This is a genomic window from Lactiplantibacillus garii, from assembly GCF_003885105.1.
Lineage (GTDB): Bacteria > Bacillota > Bacilli > Lactobacillales > Lactobacillaceae > Lactiplantibacillus > Lactiplantibacillus garii.
The window spans coordinates 1-18,494 of sequence record NZ_QWZQ01000049.1 but is presented as its reverse complement, the minus strand read 5'-3'; the positions used below and the strand labels follow the sequence as shown (position 1 = coordinate 18,494).

Below are 18,494 nucleotides of genomic sequence, written 5' to 3'. Positions count from 1 at the left end.
CGCAGTTTTAGCTGGCTAGGAAAATATCGGCGCCTCTGGCGCAATTGTGAGCGAAAGCTGAACACCAGTAAGATGATGATTAGCTTAGCCTTCCTGCGAATACTCTTGAAAAGATTCTAAACACGTTCTTAGCATTTAAGATAATACCAACGAAGCGACGCATCTGTTGCGGGGTACGGCACCAAAAACTAAGCAGTATTCATCATGTTACAGCACCCAAGTAAAAGCTACGAAGATAAAAGCATTCACCATCAAAATATGTAACCTAGAAAAAAGGCCTCCAGTGTTAAACCGGGAGCCTTTTTTAGTATACCAACTTCTACTTCACATAAGGCGGCTTATCCCAAGTAACCCACATTCACCGCGGTACTTCCACATTCCGTTCTTTTTTGATTGTGAACTTGTCCAAAAAAGAAGTGGTATAGGTCGCAGATTGGCTTTAATTAGGGAAAATGAGTTTGTGAAATTCACTGAAATTACGTCTAGGATATTCCCTTGAATTCAACTGTCTCATTCTTTGTATTAACCAAAAACTTACCGACACTCCCCTGATACTTCACGGATACTTTAAAGGAATACTTGTAATTTACCCGAGTGTATCGAATACTACTAATTCTTCCCTGATACCCTTGACTACGCAAAACTCTCTTCACTTGGTTCCTTTGTCGCTCAGTAATTCTTGCAGAACTCCGATAGATTGTCTTCTTAACGATCACATCTGGATTCAATGGAACAATGTAATCCTTACATTCCAACAATTCCACCAACTTTCTTTTTTTCTTTGGAATTTGACTTGACGGGCTACGGTTTTCCATTCAGTTTAGAGGGAGTGACGTTTTGAGCGCAGAATTGTTCCCTGGAATCAGCTATTTGGAATAACTGAACCAGAGTACAATTCTACTACTAAAAGTTTCCCCTTAGTTCGTCGGTCGTTAACGCCCGTCGCTTGTCTGTACAATTGCGGTATTGCTACCACCACTCATTATAAACCTACGTTTTCGGTTTAACCTACTAAAAAACGCCCTAGCAGGCGTTGGTAATACGTATTTATTTTTGTTCGATCACCAACTAATCAGTGGCACCAAGCCGAAGCTTCGTTTTACCACCCGCGCCGTTAATGGTCGCGCTCACCATTCACCACCCAGCCGTACAGATGACCTTGTTGTGGTATAGCCAGACTTATTGAAGTCGCACTGGCAAACGTGTCCCCTTGGATTTAGACCCCAGCTTGTCCCCTAGGGCTTTAAAAATCGCACCGGCCATGATATAATAATCTGTAAATTATAAGATTGTTTGGCGCTCACCGATGCCAGTCGGTGGGTGTTTTTTTATGTTCTATTTTATGTCTAAATAATATCTCAACAGTAAGAACAAGTAAAGACACTTTTTACATAATTCTATAGAACCATGTGATTTATAGAACTATAGATCTATAGTTCTATAAATCTATAGATGTTAATTTCTATAGTTCTATAAATCTATAGCTCTATAGAGCTGCTATATCAGCAATATTCGCTGTTTGTTATATCTATAGAACTATAGATATATAGTTCTATAGATATTCATTTCTATAGTTCTATAGATTTGAATAATATTTTCTATAGAATTTTATTTTTTTGTGCTATAATTTTTCCCAAAAGGATGTGTTTATGTTGACCACAGCTATTACAACTGGGAATTTTAAAGGCGGAGTTGGAAAAACAACCAATGCCGTTATGATTGCTTACACCTTATCCAACAGAGGGAAAAAATCTCTAATAGTAGATCTTGATCCACAAGCTAATGCTACAGATTTGCTGTTTACAACAATGAGCCAAGTGTATGGGACTAAACCTGATTTTAACGAAACGCTTGAAGTTGCTTTAAAAAAAGGCAACTTAGAAAATGCAATCGTTCATGTAAATGATAACTTAGATTTACTTCCCTCAGATGATGATTTACAAAACTACGATAAATTTCTGAGCTCTTCGTTTCCTGATGACTACACACAAGATCATTATTTCTCTAAACTATTATCGAAAATTTCAAGTAAATATGATTTTGTGATATTGGACGTTCCCCCACAATTAAACAAATTTACTGATTCTGCTTTGGTTGCAAGTGATTACGTTATTGTTATTTTGCAAACCCAAGAGCGTTCATTACGAGGGGCAGAAACATACGTTAAACATTTATTACAAATCAAAGATGATTATTCTCTCGACATTGATTTATTAGGCGTTTTACCTGTCTTACAACAAAACGGAAATGATTTAGATTTAGATGTTATCGAAGATGCAACTACAAGCTTTGGCGATGCAAACATGTTTAAGCAAAAGGTGCGTCAGATGGCTAGATTAAAACGATTCGATCGTACTGGTATAACAAATAATGCTAGCCATGACATAAACGACAGGAGAGTTCACCATCTTTATGATTTGGTTGTAGATGAATTATTAGAACGTTTAAAATTGATTAGAGGTTAAAAAATGACTGCTAACGATAAAATGGGATTAGGTGCTTTTGGAAAAACTAGAAAGAATAAAACCACACGACCCCAGAAAATTGAGCCACAAAAATTTGAAGAACAACACAGAAGCATGCCAAATGACCAAGTACTAATTAAGCCAAAACGTAGATTGACAGCAAAAGATACTCCAAAGTCTGTCCAGGCGCAATTAGACACTCATATGGCTATAAAACAAATAGCTACCATTGAAAATAAGCGAAACTATGAGGTTCTCAACGAAATCGTTGAAAGCTATGTTCAGAATATGCCGAACCAAAGCAAAAAATTAGTAATAGATAGTGTTAGAGCTGTTCAACAAAATATGCGAGATTTTTAAATATCTATAGATCTATAGTTCTATAGAGACGGCATCTTGTAGAACTACCAGATTAACGAACAGCACTGCGTCCTCAGACAACACGTTCAGCTTTTAGACGTATACTTGTCCGTTTAAATTAAGCAGAATGCACACAAAAAAGTCCTCTATTATGCGGAATAGTGAAGTGAACCCCCGAGATTGGACAACAATCTCGGGGGTTTTATTATGACTAAATTTAATTTAGAGTTACGAATTTCTATTGTGACACAATATTTAACGGGTATTAGTTCCATTCAATTAGCCACTCATACTCAAAACAAGGTTATCCTTATGATAATGGGCCAATTGAAGCTTCTCACTCATTGTTGAAGAGAGAGTTTGCCTTTCAAACAACTTTTTCCAATTTTGAGGACTTGGTAATCCGAACCTCAAATTACATCAGTTGGTTTAATTCCGACAGAATTAGAACGAGTGTTTAGAAAAAGATGTGCCATTTATTGACATAGGAGCAAAATGAATATTTCTCAAGGCTACTTAAACCAAGCAGTAATCTTTTTAGTAAGCGATTATTTAAGTATTCATGTTTAGGCTAATTTAAGCCATCTTGGTAGATTGCAAATTTAAACATTAAGATTATTTTTGGCTCGTGACAATAATCATTTTGTATACCCAAGTAATTAATCGAGCGTTGCAAGTGGCAAAGTTTCTCACCATTAAAAAAGCTTAGATATATTTAGATACAAATTTTTTGACGTTTTGAATATGTGATAATTAAAGTGTTTAAATGGAACGAACCAGGTTACAACTTAACATTAAAGCGTCGTTTGCGCTTGGTGGGATCACGAAACCAACGGTCGACCTGCTTAAAGAAGGCTTAGTTAACAAGGTCATGGACGTTCAAGATTTCGATAAGGGTGCGGCCGACTCGATGCATACGAACCCGAACCAACAGGAGATTGATGCGTCCTGGTACGCCGATCCTGATAATAAAGGGGCGATGGTTGACCAATTAGACGTTGTGATCCTGTCCGCCTTGGAAATCGATACGAAGTTTAACGTCAACGTTATGACCGGTTCCGACGGTGTGATCCGGGGAGCCGTTGGTGGTCACCAGGACGCGGCGACGGCGAAATTAACGATCATTTCAGCGCCGCTGGTGCGTGGTCGGATCGCCACGGTGGTTCCCGATGTTGCCACGGTCGTGACCCCCGGTGATTCAGTTGACGTCTTGGTCACGGAAGTGGGGATCGCCATCAACCCGAAGCGCCAAGACCTGATTGACGCCATGAAGAAGGTTCCCGGTGTGCCAGTTTACACTATTGAAGAATTACAGCAACGTGCTGAAAAAATCGTTGGTGTGCCTAAACCGCTAGAATATACGGATCAAACCGTTGCCCTCGTGGAATACCGCGACGGGACGTTGATCGATGCGATCAAGGGCGTCAAGGATTAGTTAGTAATTGATCATTAGCTCAACCGGTCGCGACAAGACGCCGCGACCGGTTTGTGTTTAACGGTATAATAATTAAGAGAATTGATGAGGAGGGGCCGCAGATGACAACGATATTTGAGACGGGGGCACCACAAACGATTGCCCAGGTGTTAGCAAACAAGGACGCGTGTGCGGCGCTACAAGCTCAATTGGTGGCAACCAAGGCGCCAGCGACCATTGTCGTAGCGAAGCTCAACATTCCCGGTCTAATCAAGGCCAACCAAACGTTGAGTCGGGTCTTTACGGCGGGCATGGCAGCATGGCAAAACCGGCTGGCAACGGCGGACGTGTCGCAGACCATCTCGGCTGACTGGGATCAGCCGACCGGGCGGGAGCAGTTTGAAGTCGTTGCTGAGTCGGCGGCCGTCGTTAAACGGTTGGCAGTTCAGTTTGAGGACCAGTTCACACTTGGCCGCTTGTTCGACCTGGATGTGTTGACGGTCCAGGACGGTCAGGTCAAGCCGTTATCCCGGTCTGATTTTGACTTACCCGTGCAGACCTGCTTCATTTGTGGCCGACCAATGTGCGCGTTCAAGAATTTTTTGCGAAGGAGGGGCCGACCGATGCTTAAGGGCGATCAACAGTTACCCGCGCTAGCATTACGGGCGCTGTTATACGAGGTTTCCGTGACACCGAAACCGGGACTGGTCGATCCGACCGATCCCGGGCCCCATCCGGACATGACCGTCTTCACCTTTATTGATAGTGCGGTGAGTTTGCAGCCCTACTTCGAGCAATGCCGTCAAGCCGGCCATGATTTTGAGGGTGCCGATCTGCGGCAATTATTTCAACAAATTCGGCCAGCGGGTGTGCAAGCGGAGGCGACGCGGGGGGGCAACACCCACAAAGGGGCGATCTTTTCGCTTGGGATCCTGGTTGCTGCCAGCGCGGTCGTTTTGCGACAGGCTCAACCGACGATCGCGGCGGTTTTTCAAACGGTGAAGGCAATGGTCCGGGGACTGGTCCATCACGATTTAGGAGCCCTTAATCGGCAGACGGCCCAGACTGCTGGTGAACGGCAGTACTTAAAGTACGGGCAGGGCGGGATTCGTGCCGAAGCCGAAGCCGGCTATCCCACGGTCGTTAACGTGGGGTTACCCTTTTTACGGGAGCGGCGGGGGACCATCAATCAGCGTTTGTTGGATATGCTACTGATGATTGCGAGTCATACGAGTGACTCAAACCTAGTCAAGCGGGCCAAACCGTTGAGATTTTACCGTGGATGCAAGCACAGGCACAGCGGTACTTTGACTTAGGTGGGAGTACGACTAGTGAAGGCTGGGCCTTCTTAACGGACTTGAACCAGACTTTTGTTGCACGCAACCTTAGCTTGGGCGGGTCGGCCGACCTCTTGATTCTGACAATTTACGAGGCCCTCTTAGAAGGGACGTTAACGGCGGAATAAGCGTTAATAATCAGTAAAAAAACAGGTTTGTCGAAAAAATTCGACAAACCTGTTTTTTTGAGTTTTATGCGTGCCGGCCCAGTTTGTTATCGGTGATCAGGTCGATCGTCCGGTTCATCTGGTCACGGTAGTCGGCATTTTCGAGCAACATGGCCGCGATAATGTCTAGCGCGTAGGTGATGGCGAACTGGGAGTTCACGAAACGCGAGTTATTAACGAATTTACTATTCTTCACTTGGATGGTTAAATCGCTCAAAGCCGCGAGGTGACTGTTTTCATCAGAAGTGATCGAAATCACTTTTGCGGATTTCTTTTTGGCGAGGGCCACCGAATTATTCACTTCGTCTGTTTCCCCCGTTAGTTAAATGGCGAGGATCACGTCATCGGGCTGCATAATGCCCCCGCTGATGTACATGACGTGCGTATCGGTCATCGAAAACGCGGCGATACCCATCCGCAGTAAGCGTTGGGTCATTTCTTGAGCGGTGTAACCGGAACTGCCCAGTCCGAACAAGTAGACCCGCCGAGCATGGGAGATCAAGTTGACGGCGGTCTGCAGTTCATCAGTATAGAGTCGTTCCCAGGTTCCACTGAGGATCTTTTGGTAGTAGTTGTAGACTTGATCGGCAACCGTGTCCGTTTGACTGACGACGGGGGCCTTGGGAGCGGGACTTTCCGCTAACTGGAGTTTAAAGTTGTAAAAGTTTGTGCAGCCCATTTTTTTGACGAAACGGGTGATCGTGGCGTTGCTCACGTCCACGGTCTTTGCCAAGCTCGAAATGGTCATTTTCTGCACTTCTTTTGGTGACTGAATGACCTTTAACGCGACTTTACGTTCCTGCCGCGAAAGGGTGGGGTACTGCTCTTCAACTGTGCTGACAATGCTCATAACGGCTTCATTCCAATCTATTTCCCAATATTAACGCTACAATACCATAGATTCCGTCGAATTCAAATAACCAGGTCGGTTAGAGCGTTACTTCGTGCTAAAAGATTTAATACTATCAATGACGAGGTCGGCAAACCACTGGCGATCGATGTGGAAGAGGACGTTGGCGTTGGGTTTACGGTTGGTAATGTGATAATAGTCGATCACCGTTTCACCAGCGGTCAGTTCGCCCTTAGTTTCGACCGCGACGTTGCAACGTTGACTCTCAAATTTTGTGGGATCGATCAACCAGGCGACCGTACACGGGTCGTAGAGTGGTAACCCCTTAAAGTTCCAGTGCTGATGGTCAAAGGACATCCCGTAGAAGTCGAGCAGTCCGCCCATCACATCGGCGACCGGGTTCTTGATCTTATGTATCTTTTTGATTTCTTCGGGTAATAATTGGGCTTCAAAGTCGACGTTTAATGGTGCTAACACGATGGGAATTCCCGATTCCATGACGATTTTAGCCGCTTCGGGATCCACTTGAATATTGAATTCGGTCGTGGGGCCCCAGTTGCCTAGACCCATGCCGCCCCCGAGGATTACGATCTGCTTGATACTCGACCGGAGCTCAAAGTGGACCGAAAGGAAGAGGGCGACGTTGGTGCAGGGGCCGGTGACCACGAGGGTTACTTTTTTCTGATGAGTGGATAAGATTTTAGCCATCAGTTCAGTAGCGGGAATGCCCTGTGAGAAGAAGTCTGGATTCGGCAGGGTCGCGCCGTCAAGCCCGGTGATGCCGTGCATGCTGATCCCGGAAATCAGATCCCGGGTCAGCGGCTTAGCGTTACCGGAAGCGACGGGGATGTCTTCACGTTTCATCAGGGTTAAAAGGGACATGGCATTGCGTAGTGTTTGGCTATGTTTTTGATTACCGGCCGAAGTTGTAACCGCTAACAAATTAATGTTTTTTGAAGCGACTGCAATCATTAAGGCAATCGCGTCGTCGTGACCGGGGTCACAATCTAAAATAATATCTTCCAATGTTCTCAGCTCCAATTAATATCGTTAAAAAGTTGGTTAAGTTGGCCTTTCGACGGCCTTCGTGAAAGGTTGAATATAATCGTTTGATTTTCTTAATATTAATAATTATAGCACAAGTTAGTTATTAATACAAGGGCCTAACCATGCACCCGAGACAAGGTCAGCCGGTTTAATTTTGATAATAAAAACACCAGCCACGTTACGACCGAAGTGTAACTTAAGTAACGTGGTCGGTGCTTTTTTATCAATTCATAATTATTATTGAATGATTATTTTTTATACCGTTGTTACCACTAATAATTTTAACAGAAAGCGGTGCGGGGTGCGATCAAAGTGTCACGATGACTTTACCATCAGGGTTACCGCCCTCAACGAGGTCCTGACCCTTTCGGATACCATCCAGAGTGAATGATTCCAAACGATCAATGGAAACGTGTAACTGATCATTTTGGATCATTAAGGCGATGGCGGCAAAAGCGTCACTGTCGCGGTATTCGCGTCGAGGGATGACCTGCTTATAAGCAACGTCCGGCTTGGCCTGACGATCCTGTGGCAGGGTGGTCAGTGAGACGTAGGTCCCGTGGGGCTTAACGATACTTAACCCGGCCGTCGCGGCACCACTGTTAGTGGCATCGATCAGGATGTCGGCCATGTCGGCGAATTTAGCGCTGACCCGTTCGGTATCGTAGGCTCCAAATTCGGACGCACCCAAGCCCAAGACGGTTTCCCGGGAGCTTTCCGTATCGGTCCCAATGACGTATAACCCAAGGGCCTTCGCCATTTGAACCAACATGGAACCGACCCCACCGGAAGAGCCTAGAATAACGATCGTTTGCCCCTGCTTAACGTGGGCAATGTGCACCAGCGTATTGTAGGACGTGATCCCGGACAATGGTAAGCCGGCCGCTTCATACGGGTTGTACTTCTTGGGCCGAAGTCCTAAATGGTCCGTTGAAACCTTAAAGTATTCCGCGTAAGTCCCGATACCGGGGCGGGCGAGCACGTCATCGCCGAGGTCGTAATCGTGGACGTTGGTGCCCAGCTTGACGATCCGACCGACCGCGTCGGTTCCGAGAATGGTCGGGAACAACATGGTGACGCTGTTCCGGAAAGTTCCGTTACGCACGGCAATGTCGAATGCGTTAATGGCAAACGCCGACGTTTTGACGAGGACTTCGTTGGGCCGCAGTTTTGGCACCGGGAGTTCCAGCTCTTCCATAACGTTAGAGTTACCGTATTGATTAAAACCAAATGCTTTCAAGTCCATCCCTCCAAACGTTGATTAAGCTTGTTGCGCCTTCAAATCGAGCAAGGCGTTGTAAGCTAATTCGTGATCTTCTTCATCAGTTAACCCAGAAACGATCAAGCTACCAATGATCCCGGTGTTGGTGATCCCGATTGGGAAACCACCACCAACGATGGCGAAGTCTTTCGGGCTTAACCCGCTACCCTTGTAGAAACTGTCAGGATCGTCCGCGTAAACGGCCTTTTCAAAGAGGGAACTGTGATCGAACGCGTCGACGACGTTGGCCTTCTTTTGGATCCATAAATTATTTTCGTGCGTGGTTTGGGTGCCGGCGTGGAAGAAGACTTCCCGCTTGTTGATCGTGATTAAAATGCAGACCCGTTCAAAGTCGGCTTTTCCGATCTTGCGGAGACTGTCAACCAACGGATCAACGTCCGCTAAATTGAAGTGGCTGAGCAAAGCTTGGTTTTCCTGGTTTGCGATTTCGTCTGTAGTGAGCATTTAAAAAACCTCTTTCTAAAATATAATGCCTATTCCAATGGGTATGACGTATCAACCTTTTGTGGTAAGCCGGTTTCAAGGGACTTCTTAGCAGCAACGGCGGCCCGTTGTGCCATGATAACGTCGCGGCCTTCTGCAACCAATGGTTCGTCTTTCAAGATTGAACGAACGAAGGCTTTCATTTCAGCAGTGTAGGCTTCACGGTAACGTTCCTTGAAGATTGGAAGTGGCTTTTGTAATTCTTCGTTCTTGTTGTTGTAAAGTTCAACGGTACTGTTGCTTACGTTTTCAGCTTTCAGCATCCCTTCGGAGCCAAAGACTTCAACCCGTTGGTCATAGCCGTAAACGGCCCGACGACTGTTATCAATTAACCCGTAAGTCCCGTTTTCGAATTGAAGAACGAGGGCTAAGGTATCGATATCATCGATGTCCTTCAAGGTTGGGTCGATTAAAGTACCACCCTTAGCATACACCTCTGAGATGTTGCTGTTCATCATGTAGCGCGCCATATCGAAATCGTGCATGGTGAAGTCGAATAATAATCCACCGATCCGTTGAATTAAATCGTGTGGCAGTAAGTCAGGGTCGCGGGAAGTGACTTTAACGATTTGAGGAGTCCCAATCTTACCATTGCGAACGCCTTCGTAGACGTTCCGGAATTGAGGGTCCATCCGACGGTTAAATCCGATTTGGAGTTTAACGCCGGCCTTTTTAACTTCGCGTAAAACGTTTAAGCTGGCTTCTTCGACTTGGTTCATACTCAATGGTTTTTCACAGAAGATGTTCTTCCCGGCTTTAGCAGCAGCCGTAACGATCTCTTCGTGGGTGTTTGTTGACGTAAAAATGAAAACGGTGTCAACTTTCGGGTTGTTGAGGATGTCATGGTAGTCGCGGGTCTGATTCGTGATTCCGATATCATTTAAATGTTCGGAAACGTTTTCAATGAAGACGTCGGCAACTTGTTCGATCACAATTTCTGGGATCGTCATTAAGTTCTTCAGATGCATTTGACCGGCGCGGCCTAAACCAATAATACCTGCATGTACTTTTTCCATAATATAAAACCACCTTAGTAAATATTTTTAAATAGTTAATACCCAAATTAAATTATTTATCTTCCGGTTTAACCCCGGAAGCGTCGCCGTACTTGAATTCCATTTGAATGAGTTCAAGTGATTTGCCCCGTGTTTCAGGCGCGCACTTATAGGCGAAGATAAAGGAAAGAATGTTGAAACCAACGAAGATCAAGAAGGTCCAGGTCATCCCGACAGCACTGAGCAGAACCGGGAAGAAGTAACCAACTAAGAAGTTCGCAAACCAGAGGAAGAACGTTGAAACGCCCATCCCAAGGCCCCGCAAGTTTTGCGGGAAGATCTCTGACAAGAGTAACCAAACTAACGGTGAAATAAATCCTTGGAAGAACCCGAGGAACATCATCGTGCAAAGCACAACGTAGATCGGTAGTAACGGGCTCTTGCTAAGAAAGGCTGAAATCAACACGATGAGTAGTAATGAAATCGTCGTCCCAATGATCCCGGACATCAACATGCTCCGCCGGTTAACGCGGTTCATGATCGACATCCCAATGAAAGTGGCGATCACGGAAACAATCCCGTTCCCGATGTTGGCGATCAGGGCCGCATTATGGGCGAAACCAGCCTCGGTCAAAATCGTGGTGCCGTAATACATCATGATGTTGATCCCGATAAATTGTTGCATGACGCCGAGGCCGATCCCGATAAAGACAAGGCGCCGAATCCATGGCGTGGTCAAGTCTTTAAAGGTTGCCTGCTTGATTTCACTTTCCTGGTTCAACGTGTCTTGAATCTGGCTGATCTCATCCTTACAGTCCCTTTCCCGAGGCCGGATCCGCTTTAACGCGTCGAGCGCGTCGTCAAGTTTATTGACCATTACTAACCAGCGCGGGGATTCAGGAACGATCATCATCCCGAAGAATAACAGGACGGCGGGAATCATCCCAAAGCCGATCATGTAGCGCCAGATATGGGAGATGTGACCGAACCAGTTCCCGAGAATGGCGTTAACGATGAAGGCGAGCAGTTGGCCAGTAACGATCATTAATTCGTTTTGCGTGACCAAGCGACCCCGAATTGAAGGCGTGGAAATCTCGGACAAGTACGTTGGGACGATAACCGATGCGCCCCCGACAGCTAAGCCCAAGAGTGCACGGAAGATGATCATCAACAGGGCGTTGGGTGCGACCGCACAAGCTAAGGTATAAAAGAAGAATAGGACTGATAGGTACTTTAATAGTCGCCGCCGCCCAATTCGGTCGGATAACCGACCCGCTAAGACGGCCCCGAACGCGGCCCCGAGGGTGATCCCACTGGTAACCAACCCTTCATTACTTGATGAAAGGTTTAATTCCTGCGGGGTCGCCATGTAACCGATGGCCCCATTGATCACACCGGTATCGACCCCAAACAATAAGCCGCCAAGCGTTGAGATCGACGCGATGTGTTTTAAATTGTGCCCGGCATTTTGATTAACTTCATCATTAGTAGAAGAATCCAGCGGGACTTTGTCATCTCTGACCACTTTTTCTTCGGACATAATCGTTCCTCCTAAATAACAAACCGTTCTATTAATTTTGTTTATACCCTTATAAATGGAATACAAGTGAGTAGCTAATGGCGCCATAACAACATTTAAACAATCGTTACTGTGTGAACAAAGCACCATTTGAATTCGCCTGCTATTATTTCACTATGGATTGTGAATGTCAACACTTTTAAAGAGAGCGCTTTATTTGTGAAAATAATCTTTAAAATTGTGTTGACAAAGTCTGGTATATCAGTTATTCTGTAAGCGAACAAGGAAATGAACATATCGCATATGAAGGCTGAAATTCCTCCGAAACGTGATAATTTCACAAGCGGTTGCTCAGTTAAGAAATGCTTATGGAAAGGGGTATCAAAATGGGAAAAAGTACAAATATCACAAGTCAAAATATCACAATCGGTATTATTGGTATGGGTCGTATTGGGAACGTGCATTACAAAAATTTAATGCGAATTCCGAATGTCACCATTAAATATATCTGTGATTTGATTGCGACTGATGACTGGGTTATGAAATACAAGGCCGCCGAAAACGTCGTTACTGATTATCACGAAGTTTTAGCGGATCCGGATGTTCAAGCCGTATTGATCTGTGTGCCAACCGACTTACACCCACAATTCACGATCGACGCCGCTGAAGCTGGTAAAGATATCTTCTGTGAAAAGCCCGTTGGGTTTAACGATGAAGAAATTTTGAAAGCGCTTAGCGTTGTCAAGAAGACTGGGGTTAAATTCGAAGTCGGCTTTAACCGGCGTTTCGATAAGAACTTCCGGCGAATCGTTGATCACCGCGAAAACGGCGATATCGGTGATGAACAGGTTCTGAAGATCACTTCACGGGATCCCGAACCACCATCGATGGATTACGTTAAACGATCCGGTGGGATCTTCATGGATATGACGATCCACGACTTTGACATGGCTCGCTACATTACCAACGCCGAAGTCGACCAAGTCTTTGTAACTGGGAACGTCTTGATCGATCCAGAGATCGGTAAAGCCGGTGACATTGATACAGCAATTATTAATTTATCCTTTAAGAACGGCATGATGGGGGTTATCGACAATAGTCGCCAAGCCGTTTACGGCTACGATCAACGGATCGAATTATTCGGTTCTAAGGGCATGGCCCATGCGGATAACGTTAACGATAGTACGACGACCTTTTCAGGAAAGGATGCTGTCAGCGGCGACAAGCCAATGTTCTTTTTCCTTCAGCGTTACATTGACGCGTACAAGGATGAACTAGAATCCTTCTTGGACGCTGTTCGCGGCGTTCACGATGTTGAATGCACCTTTGAAGATGGCATTAAAGCAATTCGGTTAGCTCAAGCGGCCAAGAAGTCACTTGAAACTGGCCAACCAGCAAAAGTTGAAGACATTTAAATAAACCTAGGAGGTTATGATAATGAGTTCAAATGTTAAAGAAGATATTAAATGGGGTATTGCACCAATCGGCTGGCGGAATGATGATATTCCTTCAATCGGGAAAGATAACAATTTACAGCAATTATTAAGCGACATTGTCGTTGCCGGATTCCAAGGTACCGAAGTTGGGGGCTTCTTCCCAGGTCCTGAAAAATTAAACTACGAATTAAAACTCCGGAACTTACAAATTGCCGGTCAGTGGTTCAGTAGTTTCATCATCCGTGACGGGATTGAAAAAGCCAGTGAAGCTTTCGAAAAACACTGCCAATACCTACACGCTTTGAACGCGCCAATTGCCGTTGTTTCGGAACAAACTTACACGATTCAACGATCAGATACGGCCAATATCTTTACTGATAAGGCCCACTTCACTGATAAAGAATGGGATGAAGTTTGCAAAGGTTTGAACTACTATGGCGAAATTGCGGCTAAGTACGGTATCAAGGTTGCTTATCACCACCACATGGGGACTGGGATTCAAACGAAGGAAGAAACTGATCGTTTGATGGCTAACACCGATCCTAAATTAGTTGGTTTGTTATACGATACGGGTCACATTGCCGTTTCCGATGGCGACTACATGTCACTCCTTAACGATCATATCGACCGGGTCGTTCACGTACACTTCAAGGATGTTCGTCGTAACAAAGAAAAAGAATGCCGTGAAAAGGGCCTGACATTCCAAGACTCATTCTTAAACGGGATGTTCACGGTTCCTGGCGATGGCGACTTGGACTTCAAGCCAGTCTTCGACAAGCTGGTTGCTAACAACTATAAAGGTTGGATCGTCGTTGAAGCTGAACAAGATCCAGCAAAGGCCAACCCGCTTGAAATGGCTCAGATTGCACATAAATACATTCAAGAACACCTTATTGAAGGTAAATAATTTAGCTTTTTAAAATAAAAAAACATTTTATAAATACAAATTAAGAGGAGATTGTTTATTATGGCTGAAGCACACGTAACAAAAGTTGGTATTGTTGGTATTGGTTTTATCGGGTCTGACCATTTACACCGTTTGACTAAGACCATTGCAAACGTTGATGTTACCGCCGTTTGTGATATCGTTCCCGGCAAAGCGCAAAAAGAATTGGATCGCCAAGGCTTAAAGGCTAAGACCTACGAAGACTATCACGATTTGGTTAACGATCCTAACGTGGAAGTCGTTGTCTGCACGGCTAACAACGAAGCGCACTATGAAATCGTTATGGCTGCTTTAAAGGCCGGTAAGTTCACTTTCTGTGAAAAGCCATTAGCCTTAGATGCAAAGCAATGCATGGACATCATTGACTCCGAAAAGAAATTGGGTCGGCGGATGTTACAAGTTGGTTTCATGCGTCACTACGCGCCAGAATACGTTCAAATGAAGAAAATGATCGACGATGGTGTTATTGGCAAGCCATTAATGATGGATCAACGCCACTACAACCAGACTCAACCAGAAGAATACGATTCATCACGTTCAATTATTGAAACTGCGATCCACGAAATCGATATTGACCACTGGTTAGTTAACGATACCTACGCTAACATTCGGGTCTTCAGTCCAAAGCAAACTCGTCACGTTCAAAATGCTAAGATCCAAGATCCACAAATCGTTATGATCGAAACTAAGACCGGGATCAACATCATTAACGAAGTCTTTGTTCGTTGCCAATATGGTTACGATATTAAGTGTGACGTTATTGGTGAAGAAGGGGTTTTGGAATTACCAACTGTTCCACAAGTTGCCACCCGTTTGAACGCACAACACAGTACCGCCATCTTAACGGACTGGAAAGCACGTTTCGAAAGCGCTTATGACATTGAATTCCGCGACTTCATTAACCACGTTTCAAAAGACGAATCACCAGTTGGTCCTTCATCATGGGATGGTTACATTGCTGCCGTTACTGCTGATGCCGCTTTGAAGTCATTAGCTGATGATGGTGCTAAGCAAGACTTAGACTTCCCAGAAACGCCAGCCTTCTACCAGGATGACGCCAAGGTTGCTGAATAACTAACACACATTCCTGACTGGGGAGGTCATCACAATGCAAAAAATAACACACCGATTCGTGCTGCGATCATTGGCCTGGGTCGTTTAGGCTCACGTCATGCTCGTCATTTAGTTGAAAAAATTCAAGGTGTTGACCTAGTTGCGGCCTGTGCCTTAGAGGATGATCAACTACAGTGGGCTCATGATGAATTAGGCGTTGAAACGACGTATAAAGATTACAAAGAAATGATCGATAAAGAAAATATCGATACGATCTTTATTGTTGCGCCAACCCCATTCCATCCAGAAATGACGATTTACGCCATGAATGCCGGTTTGAACGTCTTTTGTGAAAAACCATTAGGGCTTGATTTTGATGAAGTTGCTGAAATGGCAAAGGTCATCAAAGAACATCCTAAGCAGATTTTCCAAAGCGGCTTTATGCGACGCTATGATGAATCGTACCGTTACGCCAAAAAGATCGTTGATGAAGGCGGGATCGGTGACATTATCTATATGCGTGGTTACGGAATTGACCCGATTTCTGGTATGGAAAGCTTTACAAAGTTTGCAACCGAAGCTGATTCGGGCGGGATCTTTGTTGATATGAATATTCATGATGTTGACCTGATTCGGTGGTTCACCGGTCAAGAACCCGTTCAAGCTTACGGCCTGACGAGTAATCTGGCTGCTCCTGAACTGGAGAAAATTGGTGAATCCGAAACGGGTGTTGCTCAGCTGAAGATGAACGGTGGCGTTATTGCGACGTTGATTGGTGGCCGCCACGCTGCACATGGGAATCAAGTTGAACTAGAAGTTATGGGATCAAATGGCTGGTTACGTGTCGGGGAACATCCCGACTTGAACCGGGTCACGGTCTTTAATGAAAACGGTGTTACTCGTCCGTCACTCCAAAGTTTTGGGGAACGTTTCGATAACGCGTTTACGGATGAAGTCCAAGACTTTGTTAATAATGTCGCTAAGGGGACTCAGCCTAACGTTACTGTTGATGATGGTATCAAAGCGCTGAAAATTGCTAAGGCTTGTCAGGAATCTGCTGATACGGTCCAATTGGTAGACATTAACTTATAAAATTAATAGGTATTGGCCTGTTGAAGGAAGTAGGCTTTAACAATGGATATTAGTGGAAAAACAACCGACCAAAAGGGTTCACACACCGGTTTTCTCTGGTTAGCGACGTTTATCGCGGCCATGGGATCACTACTCTTCGGTTATGATACGGGGATCGTTAACGGTTCACTTGAATTTATGGCGCAAAAGAGTCAGCTTGACTTAACGGCGTTCCAGCAAGGGATCGTTTCCTCTGGGTTAACCTTAGGGGCTGCGTTTGGTGCTATTATTGGGGGACCATTTGCCGATAGGATTGGTCGGAAAAAGATTTTGACCATTCTCGGGATTATCTTTTCAATTGGTGCGATTGGCTGTGCCTTCGCAACCAACATTGGAATTTTAATTGCATTTAGATTTATTTTAGGGCTGGCTGTTGGTTCAGCTTCAGCCAACGTTCCGGTTTACATTGCCGAAATCGCCCCAACGGAATTACGTGGGAAAATGGTAACGACCGCGCAAGTAATGATTGTTTCCGGACAATTCGTTGCTTTCGGTGTTAACGCCGCTTTGACCCCGTTAGGTGCGTCAAACGCTGCTATCTGGCGTTGGATGTTAGGATTAGGGACCATTCCTGGGATTATTCTCTGGATTGGGATGTACTTAATTCCTGAATCACCACGTTGGTTAGTTTCACAAGGTAAAATGGATAAAGCGCTTGGCGTTTTACGTAAGATTCGAGCCGCTGCTAGTGTTGATTCCGAAATGAAGGAAATTCAAGACAAAGATAAGGCTGATAAAGAATTAAACGCTGAACAAGCAACCTTTAAAGAATTGATCAGCAAACGCTGGGTCGTTCAAATCTTGATCACCGGGGCGATGTTGGGGATTATCCAACAATTCGCCGGGATCAACTCCATCATGTATTATGGTGGGAAGATCATCCAAGAATCTGGATTTAATCCGACCGTTGCTGCGATTTTAAACGCTGGTAACGGGCTCTTATCAATCGTCGGGGCCGTTCTTGGGATGTTCACGATCGACTGGTTAGGACGTCGGAAACTTGAATTTGCCGGATTAACAATTTGCGGGATCACGTTAGTTGCTGCTGGTGTTATTCACTCGACGGTGCCAAATGCCGGCTGGGCTGGTATTACGATCGTTGTCTTGGTTTATCTTTACATTATTTTCTTCCAAGGTACTTTAGGACCAGTTACCTGGTTGATCAACTCTGAAATCTTCCCACAACGTTACCGTGGTATCGGGACTGGGATCACGATCTTCGTTTTATGGATCGGTAACTTTATCGTCGGACTCCTTTCACCGGTCTTACTTGAATGGAACATGTCGAATACTTTCTACATCTTCGCAATTTGCTGTGTACTGGGTATTATCTTTGTTGCCATGCGCGTTCCTGAAACTAAGGGTGTTCCGCTTGAAGAAGTTGAACAGTACTTCAGAAATAAGTATGATAAATAATTCGATTCGCTGATTGCGAAAAGAAGGAATCTCTGGCAGATGGATAATCTGACAGAGATTTTTTTATGCGAAAGGAGAACGTACCATGCAATCATTACTCTTTTTCCTATTAGCCGCCCTTGCCGGCTTGTTTCAGCCCATCCAAAGTGGGATCAACTCCCAATTAAAGTATGATTTGAATTCAACGTATTTAAGTGGTGCTATCAGTAACTTTATCGGGGCCCTCTTAATGGTGGGGTTGGCGTTGACGTTGGAACGCAACGGCTTACAGTCCCCAACGCTAAGTGGTAACCATCTGTGGAACTGGACGGGTGGGATCCTGAGCGCGTTGATCGTGTCCGCGATGATCATCGTGCCGAAGAAGATCAGCTATTCCACGTTTTTTGCGCTCTTCATTTTCGGTCAACTGTTCATGTCCTTCGTCATCGATTACTTTGGTTGGTTTGGCTCGGATCACGTACCGCTCAGAACGTGTTTGGATACTTTGACATTCGATTTGATTTTAGTTAAATTAGATCAAAAACAGGAGTTTTTAATCCATGAAAAGCTTTGCACACCATTATAGTAGCGACATCTCTCGTGAACAATTTGAA

General features: G+C 45.0%; 13 protein-coding genes and 7 pseudogenes. 13 read left to right on the top strand and 7 right to left on the bottom strand.

The annotated features are described in order from the left end of the window. Positions 1 to 120, top strand: a pseudogene (locus D1831_RS12040) (IS5/IS1182 family transposase); the annotation flags it as partial. Between the two features lie 7 nt (positions 121 to 127). Here the strand turns inward: D1831_RS12040 and D1831_RS12035 are convergent. After that, positions 128 to 196 (bottom strand): annotated as a pseudogene (locus D1831_RS12035) (replication protein); the annotation flags it as partial. 1,456 nt (positions 197 to 1,652) lie between these two features. On the opposite strand from D1831_RS12035, the gene D1831_RS12020 reads away from it, so the two are divergent. From D1831_RS12020 to citG, 6 genes and pseudogenes are all read left to right on the top strand, one after another. Further along, positions 1,653 to 2,465 (top strand): ParA family protein, encoded by an 813-nt coding sequence (locus D1831_RS12020; protein WP_125073142.1) that lies wholly within the window; start codon positions 1,653 to 1,655, stop codon positions 2,463 to 2,465. Positions 2,466 to 2,468: 3 nt separating this feature from the next. Then, complete coding sequence (locus D1831_RS12015; protein ID WP_063723767.1) at positions 2,469 to 2,825, top strand: hypothetical protein; 357 nt, start codon at positions 2,469 to 2,471, stop codon at positions 2,823 to 2,825. A 272-nt stretch (positions 2,826 to 3,097) separates the two neighbouring features. Further along, a pseudogene (locus tag D1831_RS12005) lies at positions 3,098 to 3,286 on the top strand (integrase core domain-containing protein); the annotation flags it as partial. 326 nt (positions 3,287 to 3,612) lie between these two features. Next, positions 3,613 to 4,260: pseudogene (locus D1831_RS12000) on the top strand (citrate lyase subunit alpha); the annotation flags it as partial. 101 nt (positions 4,261 to 4,361) lie between these two features. Next, a pseudogene (gene citX, locus D1831_RS11995) lies at positions 4,362 to 4,811 on the top strand (citrate lyase holo-[acyl-carrier protein] synthase); the annotation flags it as partial. 51 nt (positions 4,812 to 4,862) lie between these two features. After that, positions 4,863 to 5,704: pseudogene (gene citG / locus D1831_RS11990) on the top strand (triphosphoribosyl-dephospho-CoA synthase CitG). Positions 5,705 to 5,768: 64 nt separating this feature from the next. Here citG and D1831_RS11985 read toward each other — a convergent pair. The 6 genes and pseudogenes from D1831_RS11985 to D1831_RS11960 all read right to left on the bottom strand — a co-directional run bounded on the left by D1831_RS11985 (position 5,769) and on the right by D1831_RS11960 (position 11,940). Then, a pseudogene (locus D1831_RS11985) lies at positions 5,769 to 6,593 on the bottom strand (MurR/RpiR family transcriptional regulator). Between the two features lie 87 nt (positions 6,594 to 6,680). Then, positions 6,681 to 7,619 carry a pyrimidine-specific ribonucleoside hydrolase RihA gene (gene rihA, locus D1831_RS11980; protein ID WP_122210886.1) on the bottom strand — a complete coding sequence of 313 codons (939 nt, stop codon included), beginning with the start codon at positions 7,617 to 7,619 and terminating at the stop codon, positions 6,681 to 6,683. Positions 7,620 to 7,947: 328 nt separating this feature from the next. Next, a complete protein-coding gene (locus tag D1831_RS11975) occupies positions 7,948 to 8,886 on the bottom strand; it encodes an NADP-dependent oxidoreductase (RefSeq protein WP_225422880.1) in 939 nt (312 codons plus the stop codon). Between the two features lie 15 nt (positions 8,887 to 8,901). Further along, positions 8,902 to 9,366 carry a heme-degrading domain-containing protein gene (locus D1831_RS11970; protein WP_027822265.1) on the bottom strand — a complete coding sequence of 155 codons (465 nt, stop codon included), beginning with the start codon at positions 9,364 to 9,366 and terminating at the stop codon, positions 8,902 to 8,904. Between the two features lie 29 nt (positions 9,367 to 9,395). Then, positions 9,396 to 10,421 (bottom strand): inositol 2-dehydrogenase, encoded by a 1,026-nt coding sequence (gene iolG / locus D1831_RS11965; protein ID WP_027822264.1) that lies wholly within the window; start codon positions 10,419 to 10,421, stop codon positions 9,396 to 9,398. Between the two features lie 52 nt (positions 10,422 to 10,473). Beyond that, on the bottom strand, positions 10,474 to 11,940 hold the full coding sequence (locus D1831_RS11960) for a sugar porter family MFS transporter (protein ID WP_125073141.1): 1,467 nt from the start codon (positions 11,938 to 11,940) through the stop codon (positions 10,474 to 10,476). 365 nt (positions 11,941 to 12,305) lie between these two features. Between D1831_RS11960 and iolG (D1831_RS11955) the strand changes: the two genes are divergently transcribed. The 6 genes from iolG (D1831_RS11955) (at position 12,306) to D1831_RS11930 (ending at position 18,466) form a co-directional block, all read left to right on the top strand. After that, the gene (gene iolG / locus D1831_RS11955) at positions 12,306 to 13,334 is read left to right on the top strand and encodes an inositol 2-dehydrogenase (RefSeq protein ID WP_125073140.1); all 1,029 of its coding nucleotides are present in this window, start codon (positions 12,306 to 12,308) and stop codon (positions 13,332 to 13,334) included. 22 nt (positions 13,335 to 13,356) lie between these two features. Next, positions 13,357 to 14,262: a myo-inosose-2 dehydratase gene (iolE, locus tag D1831_RS11950; protein WP_125073139.1), complete on the top strand. Its 906-nt coding sequence runs from the start codon at positions 13,357 to 13,359 to the stop codon at positions 14,260 to 14,262. Between the two features lie 60 nt (positions 14,263 to 14,322). Next, positions 14,323 to 15,375: a Gfo/Idh/MocA family protein gene (locus tag D1831_RS11945; protein ID WP_125073138.1), complete on the top strand. Its 1,053-nt coding sequence runs from the start codon at positions 14,323 to 14,325 to the stop codon at positions 15,373 to 15,375. A 9-nt stretch (positions 15,376 to 15,384) separates the two neighbouring features. Next, positions 15,385 to 16,446: a Gfo/Idh/MocA family oxidoreductase gene (locus tag D1831_RS11940; RefSeq protein ID WP_125073137.1), complete on the top strand. Its 1,062-nt coding sequence runs from the start codon at positions 15,385 to 15,387 to the stop codon at positions 16,444 to 16,446. A gap of 42 nt (positions 16,447 to 16,488) precedes the next feature. Further along, the gene (locus D1831_RS11935; RefSeq protein WP_125073136.1) at positions 16,489 to 17,901 is read left to right on the top strand and encodes a sugar porter family MFS transporter; all 1,413 of its coding nucleotides are present in this window, start codon (positions 16,489 to 16,491) and stop codon (positions 17,899 to 17,901) included. Positions 17,902 to 17,986: 85 nt separating this feature from the next. Continuing rightward, entirely contained in the window at positions 17,987 to 18,466 is a 480-nt protein-coding gene (locus tag D1831_RS11930) for a DMT family transporter (RefSeq protein ID WP_125073135.1), read from the top strand. Positions 18,467 to 18,494 lie beyond the last annotated feature (28 nt).